This is a genomic window from Bacillus sp. FSL K6-0138 (genome assembly GCF_037982765.1).
GTDB lineage: Bacteria > Bacillota > Bacilli > Bacillales > Bacillaceae > Bacillus > Bacillus glycinifermentans.
In genome coordinates, this window is sequence record NZ_CP150286.1 from 300,623 (window position 1) to 314,645 (window position 14,023).

Annotated in this window: 15 protein-coding genes and 1 pseudogene; 14 read left to right on the top strand and 2 right to left on the bottom strand. The window is 42.0% G+C overall.

Annotated elements, in window-relative coordinates:
* Window positions 1–42 precede the first annotated feature (42 nt).
* From MHB78_RS01875 to MHB78_RS01920, 10 genes are all read left to right on the top strand, one after another.
* Complete coding sequence (locus tag MHB78_RS01875; protein ID WP_046129077.1) at window positions 43–510, top strand: helix-turn-helix domain-containing protein; 468 nt, start codon at window positions 43–45, stop codon at window positions 508–510.
* The gene (locus MHB78_RS01880) at window positions 510–779 is read left to right on the top strand and encodes a DUF3139 domain-containing protein (RefSeq protein ID WP_052948483.1); all 270 of its coding nucleotides are present in this window, start codon (window positions 510–512) and stop codon (window positions 777–779) included. The genes MHB78_RS01875 and MHB78_RS01880 overlap by 1 nt, the downstream gene beginning before the upstream one ends.
* Window positions 780–1,070: 291 nt before the next feature.
* A complete protein-coding gene (locus tag MHB78_RS01885) occupies window positions 1,071–2,126 on the top strand; it encodes an iron-containing alcohol dehydrogenase family protein (RefSeq protein WP_046129075.1) in 1,056 nt (351 codons plus the stop codon).
* Window positions 2,127–2,690: 564 nt separating this feature from the next.
* Entirely contained in the window at window positions 2,691–2,858 is a 168-nt protein-coding gene (gene skfA / locus MHB78_RS01890; RefSeq protein ID WP_046129074.1) for a sporulation killing factor, read from the top strand.
* A gap of 64 nt (window positions 2,859–2,922) precedes the next feature.
* Window positions 2,923–4,143, top strand: a complete 1,221-nt coding sequence (skfB, locus tag MHB78_RS01895) for a sporulation killing factor system radical SAM maturase (RefSeq protein ID WP_046129073.1) — start codon at window positions 2,923–2,925, stop codon at window positions 4,141–4,143.
* A complete protein-coding gene (locus tag MHB78_RS01900) occupies window positions 4,140–5,633 on the top strand; it encodes a CPBP family intramembrane glutamic endopeptidase (protein ID WP_046129072.1) in 1,494 nt (497 codons plus the stop codon). Before skfB ends, MHB78_RS01900 begins: the two co-directional genes overlap by 4 nt.
* A gap of 19 nt (window positions 5,634–5,652) precedes the next feature.
* Complete coding sequence (locus MHB78_RS01905) at window positions 5,653–6,375, top strand: ABC transporter ATP-binding protein (RefSeq protein WP_046129071.1); 723 nt, start codon at window positions 5,653–5,655, stop codon at window positions 6,373–6,375.
* Window positions 6,368–7,894 (top strand): sporulation killing factor system integral membrane protein, encoded by a 1,527-nt coding sequence (gene skfF / locus MHB78_RS01910; RefSeq protein WP_052948482.1) that lies wholly within the window; start codon window positions 6,368–6,370, stop codon window positions 7,892–7,894. Before MHB78_RS01905 ends, skfF begins: the two co-directional genes overlap by 8 nt.
* Before the next feature lie 17 nt (window positions 7,895–7,911).
* Window positions 7,912–8,424 carry a HEAT repeat domain-containing protein gene (locus MHB78_RS01915; protein WP_046129070.1) on the top strand — a complete coding sequence of 171 codons (513 nt, stop codon included), beginning with the start codon at window positions 7,912–7,914 and terminating at the stop codon, window positions 8,422–8,424.
* Between the two features lie 12 nt (window positions 8,425–8,436).
* Window positions 8,437–8,856, top strand: coding sequence for a thioredoxin-like domain-containing protein (locus MHB78_RS01920; protein WP_052948481.1), 420 nt, complete (start codon window positions 8,437–8,439; stop codon window positions 8,854–8,856).
* 210 nt (window positions 8,857–9,066) lie between these two features.
* On the opposite strand, the gene MHB78_RS01925 is transcribed toward MHB78_RS01920, so the two are convergent.
* The gene (locus MHB78_RS01925; protein ID WP_046129069.1) at window positions 9,067–9,828 is read right to left on the bottom strand and encodes a SurA N-terminal domain-containing protein; all 762 of its coding nucleotides are present in this window, start codon (window positions 9,826–9,828) and stop codon (window positions 9,067–9,069) included.
* 397 nt (window positions 9,829–10,225) lie between these two features.
* Between MHB78_RS01925 and MHB78_RS01930 the strand changes: the two genes are divergently transcribed.
* Entirely contained in the window at window positions 10,226–10,978 is a 753-nt protein-coding gene (locus tag MHB78_RS01930) for a virginiamycin B lyase (protein ID WP_046129068.1), read from the top strand.
* 47 nt (window positions 10,979–11,025) lie between these two features.
* Here the strand turns inward: MHB78_RS01930 and MHB78_RS01935 are convergent, their stop codons facing one another.
* Entirely contained in the window at window positions 11,026–11,409 is a 384-nt protein-coding gene (locus MHB78_RS01935; RefSeq protein ID WP_046129067.1) for a YndM family protein, read from the bottom strand.
* Window positions 11,410–11,567: 158 nt separating this feature from the next.
* On the opposite strand from MHB78_RS01935, the pseudogene MHB78_RS01940 reads away from it, so the two are divergent.
* The 3 genes and pseudogenes from MHB78_RS01940 to MHB78_RS01950 form a co-directional block, all read left to right on the top strand.
* Window positions 11,568–11,787: pseudogene (locus MHB78_RS01940) on the top strand (UTRA domain-containing protein); the annotation flags it as partial.
* 78 nt (window positions 11,788–11,865) lie between these two features.
* Window positions 11,866–12,597, top strand: a complete 732-nt coding sequence (locus MHB78_RS01945; protein ID WP_046129066.1) for a carbohydrate deacetylase — start codon at window positions 11,866–11,868, stop codon at window positions 12,595–12,597.
* Window positions 12,598–12,611: 14 nt separating this feature from the next.
* On the top strand, window positions 12,612–14,003 hold the full coding sequence (locus MHB78_RS01950; protein WP_046129065.1) for a PTS transporter subunit EIIC: 1,392 nt from the start codon (window positions 12,612–12,614) through the stop codon (window positions 14,001–14,003).
* The last annotated feature ends 20 nt before the right edge of the window (window positions 14,004–14,023 follow it).

Sequence of the window (14,023 nt, forward strand, 5' to 3'; positions counted from 1 at the left end):
AAAAGTGTAATATTACACTAAATGTTGCGATGGAGGAATACTGTGGACAAAGATTATATAATCGAACTCATTTCATTAAAATTAAGGCTGATTCGTACAGAAAGCGGCTATACGCAGGAGAAAATGGCGAATGTTCTTGGGATTTCGAAGAAGACGCTTGTGCAAATTGAAAAGGGAAGGACGACTGCGGGGTGGACGCATGTCGTGGCAGTGTGCGCGCTATTTCGAAACAGTGAGGTTTTGCAGTCAGTGCTGGGGGACGAACCGTTGGAAGTTGTCGAAACTGTGGCGCACCGCAGCATTGACCGGCCGAAGGGGAAAACGCTCGGCGGCAGGGTATGGTGGCGGGAGATTGACCGTAAAGGAGATTTTCGTTTGCAGCAAAATTTGATTTCACATCATTACCGGATTCTGGATTCCTATGATGACCTCTGGTACAGTACGTTTGAAAAAGAGGAAGCGATGGCGCGCTTGGAAGAGCTGACGAGTGAGAACGGCGGAATTCAATAATGAAAAGGCTGAACGTCATATTAGGGCTGATTAGTGCAGTATTGCTCATCGGTCCGTATGCAATTTTTTATGTCCTAGACCACGGCAATCCGATCATGAATGCGTGGGTTCGCTCAGATGCTGAAAAGCATTTGTCGGAAATAGGGTATCAGGAAAAAGATTATAAAGAGAATCATGTGATTGAACTTAAAACTGTGATAAACAAAGACTATTTTTTAACGCAATATATGGTCGTTTTTAAAGATGAGCCGGATATGACATATTATTAAGGAAAAAACAAAAAAACGGGCAAGATCGTTCAGTTTTGTGAGAAAGATGAATTAAGCGGCACGAGTGATGGAAAGACGAAGCACAGAGAACCGCACTGTGATTTCAGTCTGAAAAACCGTGGCTAAACGCCGGCTGGTTCAATGACAACATCACCATTTCTTCGACATGTTTCATATGAAACATGTATTTTTTTGGAATCCGGCGCGGCAGCGGGCTCGTAATATAATTTGACACAGTTTTAAAGAAAGTGAGATGATTGGCGTTAGAAAATAATAGAAGGAGATGGTGTCATGCAGCCTGAAGATATCGTCAGAAGCGGACCGAATCAATATATATGCAAGGAAGGAATCACGCGGGAGCTCCCGGCGTTTTTAGAGGGGTTCAAGCAGCCTGTCATTGTCACCGGCGTGAAGTCGTTTGCGGCTTTTTCCAATCATGCGGCGCTTCCGGCTGATTGGAAGGTGATTCAGCATAAGGGAACCAGTTCGCTTCGTGCGATTCGCAAAGCAGCCGAGGAAGCAGGTGCGGCGGATATCATCATCGGGATCGGCGGGGGAACCGTTTTAGATACGGCGAAGGCAGTCGCCGATCTGCTGAGTATTGAAGTGATGACGATTCCGACAATCCCGGGAACATGCGCCGCAGCTACGCCGCTCAGTGTGATTTACGATGACGAAGGGAACTTTGAAGGGGTGCAGTACCATAAGCGTTCAAGCTATTTGACGCTTGTTGATCCTGTCTTGCTTTTATCATCCCCGATTGCTTACGTAAAAAGCGGGATCGGCGATACGCTTGCGAAGTGGTATGAAGCTGAGGCGATCATCAGAACGACGAAGGATGCGCTGTCGATCATGGTTCAGGCGGGGCTCAGACAGTCCGTCTATATTCGCGACATCCTGTTAAATGAGAGTCTGCAGGCTGTAGAAAGCATCGAAAAAGGCGAACCATCTCCGGCTTTGGCGAATGTGCTGGAAGCGGTCATCGCACTTGCCGGAACGGTGGGCGGCTATGCAGGCCGCTACGGCAGAATGGCCGGGGCCCATGCGATTCACAACGGTTTGACGTTTATTCCGGAAACCCATCATGTGCTCCACGGTCAAAAGGTCGCTTACGGCATATTGGTTCAGCTTGCGTTGGAAGGACGGACAGACGAAATTCGCGAGCTGCTTCCGCTATATGATGCGCTCGGATTTCCGAAAAGGCTGCGCGATCTGGGCATTGTCGAAAACATTGAGCAAGCCAAACAAAAAATTGCAGCCCACGCGTGCAAACCGGAAGAGTCGCTTTGCTTAATGGGAACGTTCAGCGAAGCGGATGTCGTTGCTGCGATCGGGTCATTGGAATAATAAAAAGCGCCCTTGAATTGAATTCAAGGGCGTAAATTTTGTGTACAACATGCATTTTTGTTTAGAAAGTATCTATTATACTGTTTAATCATGAAATCTCAGTTGTAAATGAAATACCGGGTCAAAGAATTTATGCAGAAATCGCAGAATTTGTTTTAAATGCTTTTGATTCGCCCTTTATTAACATAAACTAAGATTTCGAAATTCTTATTGAACCATTTGTATATGCAAATGGTTTGTTTGATTTTAGATCTCCCGTGTTAAAAAACTCTCCACACCTGCCATCGATGAAATAAAATCCCTACATTCAGTTTCTATATTTCCATTCTGTCTCCCCTTGAATAACTTAGATATTCGTTACTAAGTCAAGAGAAGGGGAAGAAGTTAAATATAATTAGAAAAGGTCTTTTGGATGGTTATGAAATATTACATATAGATGAGAAAATTTGAATAAAATGTATTTAATTACAAAATTCCCCTTACTTCGACAAAAGTGAATTGTTATTGTGATGTTAGGTGGAATCTATTTATGTGATTCCACATTAAAAATAGGAGGTGAATTTCATGAGAGGTAATGAAAAAGAATGGGAACCAGTAAACCAAAAAGGGCTCTCTAAACCAGCAGGAAATTCAATTATTAAAGCTGCTGGTTGTATGGGATGCTGGGCAGCGAAAAGTATAGCAATGACTCGCGTTTGTCCGTTGCCAAGTCCTCAAATGAAAGTGATTTAAATCTATTAAGTTTCGACAAAAACGGGTAGGGGGCATGCAGCTCCCTATTCAAAAGGGGGATTCTATGTCTTTATTGGGAGAATTATCGGAAATGGAACTAAGTGTACACCTTCAGCCACATGGTGCTTTATTGGTAGATCGTAAAAGTATGTTCTATTACAGGCTTAGTGGAAGGGGAGTGCAGCTTGCTCTTTTACTGGCTGAAAATAATAGCTTGCAAAAAACAGCAAGAATATGGGAAATAGTAACGAAGGAGGAAATGAGTGCTGATAAATTAAAAGAAGAATTAAGTACGCACCCATTCACTGCTGCATGGACAGAAGGATTGTTAGATAAACGGTTAATGATTACCGGCTCTACAAAGTCTTATTTACCTATTAGCTGCACACTTCAATTTACAAACTCTTGTAATTTGAGTTGTTCGTTTTGTTATGCAAGTTCAGGTAAACCTTATCAAAACGAGTTGAATGCTTTCGAATGGATAGAGGTAATGGAGAAGCTTGCTGCTCATGGTGTGGCAGATATTACAATTACTGGTGGTGAAGCAAAATTAATTAAGGGATTTAAAGAACTTATCACTGCAGCAAGTTCATTATTTACCAATGTAAATCTTTTTAGTAATGGATTGAATTGGAGAGATGAAGAAATAGAACTTCTTAAGCATTTAGGGAATGTATGTGTACAGATAAGTATTGATGGGAGTGCCGATACTCATGATCTCCTTAGAGGGAGAAAAGGCAGTTTTAAAGAAAGTATGAGAAATGTCAAGCGAATGACCGATTCTTCTCTCCCTGTCATAGTAGCTATGACTATAAATGAATTAAATGCTTGTGAGGTTTTGGAGGTCATTGAGAATTCTGTCGAATCTGGCGCCACTTTTTTTAGGGCAGGAAGAACACTTAATGTGGGAAGAGCTTCAGATACAAGAGACATTTCTTCAGAAACAGAGCGTTTAGTAAAGCAACAGCTTAAAAAAGCGATTAGTGATTGGGGAGATCAAATTATCATTATCGATTGGGAGGAAGAAAAAAATGGTGTAACTGACTTTTGTACACCTGGATATTTGGCTTGGTATATCAGAGCTGATGGTTATGTAACACCGTGTCAAATTGAGGAATCAGCAATTGGACATATCTTGGAAGATAGTATGTTAGATATTGGTTCGCCTGAACGTTTAATGCAAGCAAAATGTAATGCGAAGCATTGTAGATGTATAGGTAAAATAGAGTTATCAGAACCTGATCTGCCGTTTAGTCAAATACGTATAAATGAGGTTAAGTCATGACTGTTTTGACTATTATTCTATGGATTTCTATTTCTGTGATAGGCTTACTTTTATTTCATAAATTTAAGCCTTTAATTTATCAATCTTTGTTGCTTGATAAAGATACTGCTCGATTAATTTGCAATAAGTTTATTAAGCGCTATGTCGGGATAGATGTAACTGATTGGGATTGTTATGCAATGTATTGGTATGACCATGATACTGTTAACAAACTGCATCATTTAGGTTTACTAAATAAAGTTCGACAAGTCCTGTATCATTGGGGATTGGTCGAGTCTTGGAGAATTCGTTTTGTAAATCAAAATAAATCAATTATAGCTGGAGTGAACTCAAAGGGAGAAATTACATTTTTTCATGCGGATGTACCACGAAGAGAATTGCCCAAGAAAGTTTCTAAAATCTCTCCAGAGCAGCTGAAATTAGAACTTGCTGCTTCAAATGAAGGACTATGGAGCCAAGCGGAAGTAAGTGGAGCAGGTGAAAAAGAAGAAGCTCTTGAAAATATCACGACTTATTGGTATATTGCCGAGTCGGATAATGTCAGAATGAAAATGACGGTTGAATTACATAATGGCTGTATATTAAGTATTGGAAGTGAACAAGAAATCCTAACAGAGAAAATGGGTGTTGCAGTAAAAAAAGAGCACCTTGAATCGACGTTAGGTATGACGGGGGTAATAGGGTCTTTAATTGCTGTAATTGCAGCAATCATGGTATTAATTAACATGGACAGTCGCGCGGACGTCACAACTAGTATGATACTGGGAGGGATTCTTATATGTTGCAATCTATTAACTTTAAAAGAGGATATACAATTAACAATTGTAAATGCATACGATTCAAGGATAAGTGTAAAGATGGTGTATATATTTGGAACTTTGTCTACTATTCTTGCAGGTTTATCAACAGGATTTGTCGTATTTATATGTTCATTAGCCGGAAATACTGTAGGGTACAGCATGAAATGGTCAGTATGGGATAACCCTGCTTCTCAAGTATTAAGCGGAATAAGCATAGGGCTTGCTTGCCTGGGGCTGTCTGCTGCCATGTTTACAGTTCTTGAAAAGAAAAAATTATTACGTATCTCTCCTGAACTCTCAAATCGCACTGTCTATTTGTCCGGCTTTACATTTAGACAAGGACTAAATATCAGTCTTCAAAGTTCCTTATCAGAAGAGACGGTGTATAGACTTCTTATGATTCCTACAATTTGGTTGCTAACTGATAATATGGTGATTGCTGTCTTGGTTTCCTCAGTTTTATGGGCAATAATGCATCAAGGAACAGGCTATCATCCTAGGTGGATACGATGGTTGCATCTTACCCTTTTTGGATGCTTACTAGGGTTTGTCTTCCTACAATATGGATTTATATCAGTATTGGCTGCTCACTTCATTCATAACCTCATCTTGGTCTGTAAGCCGCTATGGGATTATAAAGTCAGAAAAAAACTTCAATTTGGCAAAAATACGAATCAATCTTCATTCTAACAATGAGGAGAAGGTAAATATGAAAATCATGCAAGTCAAAAATTTAACAAAAAAATATCATAATGGAGAGGGAATTGATCAACTATCTTTCTCAATTCACGCAGGGGAAATCGTTGCTTTGCTCGGTCCTAACGGAGCGGGCAAAACAACGACAATCCGCTGTATTACAGGCTTATATAAATCTGATAACGGTGATATTGAAATAAACGGTCTGAGGCCAGGTGATAATCGAGTTCAACGGATGGTTGCTTTAATTCCAGATCAACCTTATTTGTACCCCTCTTTAACCGTAGCCGAACATCTTCAGTTTCGAGCAAAAGCTTTTAATATTAAAGAAAATATACAAGAGAAGGTCCAAGAAGCGTTAAAAAAAGTGAACATGGAAGGAAAGGCCGATCGGATAACTGGACAGCTTTCCAGAGGACAAAAACAACGTGCTGTTTTAGCTGGGGCAATCATTCAAGACGCATTGTTATACATATTGGATGAACCGACAGTAGGTTTAGATATTCCTTCAAAACAATGGCTCTCTCAGTGGCTGATTAATAAAGCAAAAAACGAAGGAGCAGCAGCTCTTGTCTCCACTCATAGTCTTGATTTTGTGCTGGAAACTGCTCATCGTGTTTTATTGATTCGAGATGGGATACTTATAAAAGAGATTGATGTCCCCGAAAATCAAAAGGACTATTTAGCTTGGAAACAGGAAGTAATCGATCTCCTGGGGGATTGGTCGGATGATTAATATTCTGTCATTCTTATTTCTTCAGTCAAAAAGAAAAATTCTCAAACAAGAACAAGAAAAAAAGCTCCCTTTCTTAATTTTGTTTTTGTTTTTAGGGGCAATACTTATCCAAATTGGTTTTATAGCAAAAACGGAAACTTGGAATTCACCTTTAACAGGATGGATCTTGACAGGCGCTTTTATTGTCTATACGTGCTTTGGTCTTTTATCAAACCGTATTCCCAGCCAGATGGAGGATGTCATTTGGCTATATACTGCACCTTATAAGTTATCCGAGATCATTTATGCGGCATTAGTTTGGAAAGCTATTTGGAAGGGTTTACTATGGTTGTGCTCCGGCATCGCAAGTGATCTTATTTTACTATTATGGAAACAACATTACATAAATTTGACCGGAAAAGCTATAGGTCTGGTACTTTTAATCATTGTAATGGAGACTTGGATTATGGCGGTTTCATGCACAAGAGCAGTCAGAAGCGTAAAGTTTATATTTACTTTTTTTATACTGATTCTAAGTGTGTTTTATTGTGTAACTCTCTATTACTCTTTTATTAATGATCGGCCGCCAAGTTTTTGGAGGGTAGCGGGGGATCAAGTTGGTGAATTCGGCAACATTCTCATGCATTTTTATTCTCCGGTTGAATTTATAATGTTAGGATTAATTCTTATATCTATTGTAATAATTCACTTTACTTCAAATAAAATAGAGAGTAAAGAAAAATTGGTTAAAGAAGCTGAATTTTGGGCGGAATTTCAAGATAGTAATGTAGGTTTAGGCCAAGACCACTTTAAAGAAAAGCAAACTTGGTGGGGGTTGAAAGGATTAGTCGGTGTTTTTTCATTTTTATGGGTAGAGATTTTACTAGTTAAAAAAAATTTATTTTTTCATATGTCTCATTTTGCTTTTCTGTTACTCCTGTTTCCATATTTAATGTCAAAATATCCAGATGTATTTAATCTTCTTTTCACTTTAATTGTATGTGCTACTTTTTTTAGTTCTTATTATTCGGGCCTAGTTCGTCATGCAAAATCTGGCGATTTATTTCTGCTCCCGGGTTCATTGTGGAAAAAAGTGCTTTTGCTTGAGGTTTCAAATACTATATGGCTGTTCGTTCTTTTGGTTGTATCAGTTGTGGCACGTCAAATATTTGACCAGTCTTCAGTTGGAGAAGCCTTGCTTTTCATAATGTATGGGATAGGGGGGTATATATTTTTACTAACAATTCGTTGGGTATCATTTGTCCAAACACGACAAAAAGATCCGTCGATTTCTTTAACTTCCTATTATAAATATTTTTTAATAAATAGTGCTGTGAGCATCTTCTTTTTATTCATTGTTTTTGTTATTGCTCAAAAAGCTGTTGTGTTTATTTTTCCGGTAATTTTGATCGGAACAGGAGGTTGGACATGGTTTTTATTCTATAAATATAGAAGAAGTACTTATTTTAACTATTTATGTTTAGGAACATTTCTCTTTCCTATTCTTCTGTCGTTAATCATAGGGAAACTGATAAACTGAAAAGTTTGGAGGGACAAATGAAATTGGAATCAAAAAAAAATCTAACGCAATCTGTAAGAAATCTTGCAAATAAAAACGAAGTTACGGTTACTAAAGCGATTGGGGAACTCAAGGAGACTGGAAAAGCAGCAATTCCAGTTTTGATTGAAGCATTGAAGGAAGAGGGCTCTTTACGCAATATTGCTGCAGCTGTTTTAGGAGAATTTGGTGAAGATGCTAGCGAAGCGTCACCAGAACTCGCATCACTTCTAAAAAGCGAGAAGGAAGAAACGAGAATGGCGGCGGCTATTTCATTAATGAGAATTGGTAAAGGCAGCCTTCCATACCTTATTGAGATTGCTAAAAACATGGATGGTCCCCCTTGCTTTTGGGCGTCTTGGGCAATAGCCTGGATCGAACCTTCTAAAATTGAACGAAAAATGTATGAATGTTTAAAACACGAACAAGAGAACCCATCCGGATTGGTTGCTCCGTTTGCGGCAGAGGAAGCCCTGGGGAAAATTATTGCTTCACAGTTAAAAGAAAAATAATGGAGGGTTTTTATGAAGAAAAATGAAATTACCGTTCCATTAATTCCAAATGATTTACCATGGATAAATGTAGAGGAGGGAGGAGTTGATCTTAAGGGAAAACAAAAGTACCTGTTTTATTTTTGGTCTGTCAGTTGTATAAACTGTAGGCAACTATCTGGTGATGTACTGAAAGAAACAAATAAATTTAATAATTTGCAGGTAATTGCTGTTCACGTCCCTTATTCAGAAGAAGAAAAATCTATCGAGTTAGTTAAAGAAAAATCTACTGAGAAGGGGTTTTCATTACCGATTGTACTGGATCAGAACTATCATATTGTTCAAGCTTGTCACATTCAAGCAGTACCAAGTTTTTGTTTATTTGGTCTAATGGAAAGCTTGAGTTTTCATCAATGGGTGATGTCGGGTTTAAAAAATTACTTCGTCAACTAAATGAGAATTCGAATATGGAGAAAATATAAGTCCTTTTATCTCTCAAATTTGATGTTTTGAATTAGATGTATTTTCTCGATTTATCCTTTTACATGATTACACTTGTTCAGCAGATTAGAACGTTCAGCGAAACGGATGTCGTTGCTGCGATCAATCATTGGAATAGAATGCGAACAAAAGGCCGCCGGGCAAAACCGGCGGTCCTTGTTTTTATATTTTAAGTTCTACGTTCGCATGCTTTTTCAGCTTTTCAACCTGTTGTCCGAGCTTTTCCTGCTGCTTTTGCTTTTCGAGCATTGTTTTGATCTGTGATTTCACGTCTTCGAGCTTCGGCGTTTTTTGTTTGCTTTGTTTTTGCTGTGCAGCGTATTGATCATAGTATGATTTGATTTCTTCGTTTGTTACTTTATCCTGCGGGACTTCTTTCTTGATATATTTTTCCGCTTTGATGTTGTCGGCTATTTCGGATTTGAATTCGGACATGTTTAAGCCGGCTTTTTTTAAAGCGGCATCAAATTGTTTATCGCTTTTATACTGCTTTTTGCTTTCATCAAGCTGTTTGTTAATTTCTTGGGCAGACGCTTTATAGCCCTTTTTGTCGGCTTCTTCAAGAAGGAGGGTTTGTCCGACAAGGCTGTCGAGCGTTTGTTTTTTGATTTGCTTTGCCGCGTCAGCTGTCGTCGGGTCTTGTCCGGTTTGCTGATATTGCATTTGTGCGGTTGATAATAAGCTGTTGTAGTCGCTGCCGGTGATTTTTTTGCCGTTGACGACTGCAACGGTTTTCTTCTCATCCACTTTTTGCTTATCGAGCTTTTTCTGCATCGCCTTCATTTGTTTCTCTTGATCCTGTGCGTTTTGCGTTGTTTTTGCCTGATCATCGGCTTTTGATTTTTGGCTTTCCTCATTTGAACCGCAGGCGGCGAGAGAGAGAGCCATGAATCCGATCATGAGAGACGAAATCAGTTTTTTCATCAACGTGTGTCTCCTTTCTTGAACAAAAAGTCAGATCGCAAAAAAATGATCTAGTGCGCATTCTAAATGATATTCAATAAAAAAGAAACCATTTGGAATCGATTTTCCAATTTGTAATCAAATTGAAAGGAGTTCGTAATGTTTCAGATGAACGTCCGATATGTGATATACTGTAAAAAAATCGGAAGGGTGAAAAAAGCACATGATCTTATAATCCTTTTTAGAAAAATCCGTTACAAGCATATCATCGTATACGTCTATTCGACTTTGCCAAATGTAACGTCCTTTTTCTGAATAGGATTTGTCATGTGCTTCTATAGTAAAGAAGTTCTTCTTGCTGTGCGGCTGCATCGCCTCCTATTCAGAAAAATCAACACATACAGGGGGATTATTAGCCATGCAGTTGAACATAAACGAATATCCGCTGCCTGATCTTGCATCAGGACCATACGGAATCGCAAGAGGCGCGGATGGTGCGCTTTGGTTTACCGAGCAGAAAGGGAACCGGATCGGCAGAATCACTGCAGCCGGACAGATCACTGAATATGACGTTCCGACGCCTGATGCCGGCGTGTCGATCATCGCCGCCGGAAGCAGCGGAGAGCTCTGGTTTACAGAGTATAAAGCCGGGAAAATCGGAAAAATCACGGTTCAGGGTGAACTGACCGAATATCCGCTTCCGGCTGGAACGGCGCCATTCGGAATCACGGAAGGGCCGGACGGTGCCGTATGGTACACGGACATGGCAGGCCATAAAATCGGCAGGGTGTCCCGATCAGGAGAGCTTACGGAGTATGAACTGTCCTCTGGTTCATTCCCTTCATTCCTTGTTGCCGGTCCGGACGGTGCGCTGTGGTTTGTTGAAATAAACGGCAATCAAATCGGGAGGATCACTGTTTCGGGGGAGATCTGCGAATACCCGCTTCCTTCCGAAAACGCCCGGCCCCACGCCATCACCTCAGGTGAAGACGGCGCGCTCTGGTTCACGGAGTGGGGCGCCAATCAAATCGGGAGGATCACGGTGAAAGGAGACATCACCGAATATCCCATTCCTGCGGAGCATGCTGAACCGCACGGCATCGCCGCAGCGTGTGGCGGGATCTGGTTTGCCGAAGAATGCGGCCAAATCGGCCGGTTTACGATTCGCTAGACAAAGAACGTCCCTGTAACATGGGACGTTCTTCGTTTTCGGCGCCACTAGTCCGTCCGTGTTTCCATTTGACGGTGATTGAAAAAGCCGAGGTTTTTATTCATCATGTAAAAATGGAAAATGTATTCTCCGACCGACATGGCGACTGCTGCGGAAAATGCGGCCAGTGCGGAGGGACCACCCTCCACTCCCATCGTACGTGAAAGCAGCCAGACAACAAGAAATGCGACGCCCAAATCGGCCAGCGTGGCGGTGATGTTGCTCGTTTTCGGCAAAATAAGCAAGTCACCAAGCAAGTAGGAGACGGCGCCTAAAACTACCGTAATCAAGAGGGTATGTCCAAAAGTAAAGCCGAAACCGAGACCGAGTACAAGATACAAAATCACAATCGTCATGATGCCTTTAATCGCAAGAGCTTTGACATGTTCCATCCCCATTCACTCCTTCGTATGAGGTTTACTTTAGTTTTTCCTCGTATGAAGGAATCCAAACATGCTACCCGTCTTCTTTTGAAGTTTGAAATACATTCTATATTCCTTGGAAAATTGCACACCCGTTCTTGTTCAAGAAGAGTGTACAGGCTCATTGTACGATCAGCGGGCATTTGCACATCAACGTCGGTGCCCCGGTATTCCTGTCTGAATCACTTACCTATGATGATCAAGGCGGAGTCGTTGAATATGCTCTGGATCATCACGAGAGGGGATAGAGCGAAGTTTATCGTCGAACAGCAATATGCACATAGGAAAAACCTGTTAACTGAGCATTGTTCAGTAGCAGGTTTTTTTCTTTGTTTTGCGGCCCGCTAAATCGCTGCAACATGCTAAAAGTGCCGGACCCGGCATATTTTGATAAGGACACCAAAACATCGCAAAGGGGACATCACGGTGAAAAAATTAATCATTAATGCTGACGATTTTGGTTATTCAAGAGGCGTCAATTATGGGATTATCGATGCCCACAACCTGGGGATTTTAACTTCGGCGACCTTAATGGCCAATATGCCGGGAGCCGAACATGCAGCCGGGCTTGCCGAAGCGTGTCCGGGCTTGGGAGTCGGCGTACATCTGGTGTTGACATGCGGAAGGCCGATTTTGCCTGGCCATCGGACAATCGTTGATGTGAAGGGGGATTTTCGGCGGCTTTCTTTTTATCAGGGAGCGTTCACTGTCGATTTGGAAGAAGTGTATGCCGAGTGGAAAGCGCAAATCGAAACAGTGTATGAATTAGGCCTTAAGCCGACTCATATGGACAGTCATCATCATATCAACTCCTATGCCGGTATAACGGAAGTGTTTTTAAAATTGGCGAAAGAATACGGGCTGCCTGTCAGAAATAACATGGAGCATGCGGCATTGGAACAGATCAAAACGACGGACCGTTTCGAACCCGTTCTCGATACCGCTTTACAGGACAAACAAGCCGTCAGCCGGCTTTTCAATGACTGTGAATCGATAGAGGTCATGACGCATCCGGCTTACCTTGATAAAGCGCTTTTGGCGAATTCCTCGTTTACTTATCCGCGGGCCGATGAGCTGGAGTTTTTGATCGACCGAGAGACCGTAGGGCGGGTGAAGTCGCTGCCGGACGTACGCCTGTCAACATTCAGGGATCTATAAGAGGGGGAGAGGAGATGAAACATTTTCTTCAAAAGCTCGGCAAATCGATGCTCATTCCGATAGCTGCCCTTCCGGCTGCGGGACTTCTGCTTCGGCTGTCTGCTGAAGACATGCTCGACATTCCGCTTTTTCAGGCGTCGGGCGTCATCTTGAACAATATGGACATCTTGATAGCGATCGGCATTGCCATGGGGCTTGCCAATACAAAGGATAAGGGCATTCCCGCCTTGACGGGATTTTTGGCGGTTTCCGTCTTGCAGGAAGGGCTCGGCATCCTGAATCAGAACCTTGATATGAGCGTGTTCGGCGGGGTAGTTGCGGGGCTTGTGGCTGCGTTCATCTATAATCGATTTCATCAAACACGGCTGCCAAGCATGTTCGCTTTTTTTGGCGGTGAAAAGTTTCCGATTACAATGATCATTTTGGTGATGATCCCGATCGCGGGTTTGTTCTCCGTCGTATGGCCTTATGCGCAGGCGGGAATCGATGCTTTTAGTCAAATGCTTGTCGGGCTGGGGGCTTTCGGGATATTTGTCTTCGGTTTTTTCAACCGGTTTTTGCTGCCGTTCGGCCTTCATCATGTCATGAATACGTATGTTTATTTTGGCCTCGGACGTTTTGAAACGGCTTCAGGGGAAACGGTGACAGGCGAAATTACGCGGTTTCTGAATGGCGATCCGGCAGCCGGGTATTTTCTCGGCGGATTTTACGTCACGATGATGTTTGGCATTCCGGCGATTGCCTTAGCCATCACACGGGCCGCCAGAACGAAGAAGAAAGAAACGAAGGCGCTGATGTCCTCCGGAGCGGCCACATCGTTGATTACCGGCATTACCGAGCCGATTGAATTTACGTTTTTGTTTACCTCGCCCCTATTGTATTTCCTCCATTCTGTATACACGGGTCTTGCCGGAATGGTGCTGTACTTGCTCGGCATTCGGCACGGCTTTTCGTGGGGAGCGGGAGCAATCGACTATGTGCTGAATCTGAATTTATCTGATCGGGGTCTATTGTTGATTCCGGTCGGCCTCGCATTCTTTGTCCTCTATTACGTCACCTTTTATCTCGTCATTACAAAGCGAAACGTTCCAGTCATCGGCAGGGAACAGGATGCCGAAGCTCCGGCAAAAAGCGAACCGGGTACAAAGCATTCAGGCTATGAAACGATCGCAGCAAACATTCTCCAGCATATCGGGGGAAGAGAAAACGTGATCGCATGCGACAACTGCATGACGCGGCTGAGGATGAAATTAACCGATACCTCACTTGCTGAAGAAACCAAATTAAAGCAATCCGGAGCACACGGCGTCATCAAGATCGGAAGGCATGATATCCAGATTGTTATCGGCCCTGGGGCAGCGAATGTGAAGAGGGAATTGGAAAACATCATAGAGCGGGAATCGTAAATTCGTCATCGCTTTAGTGT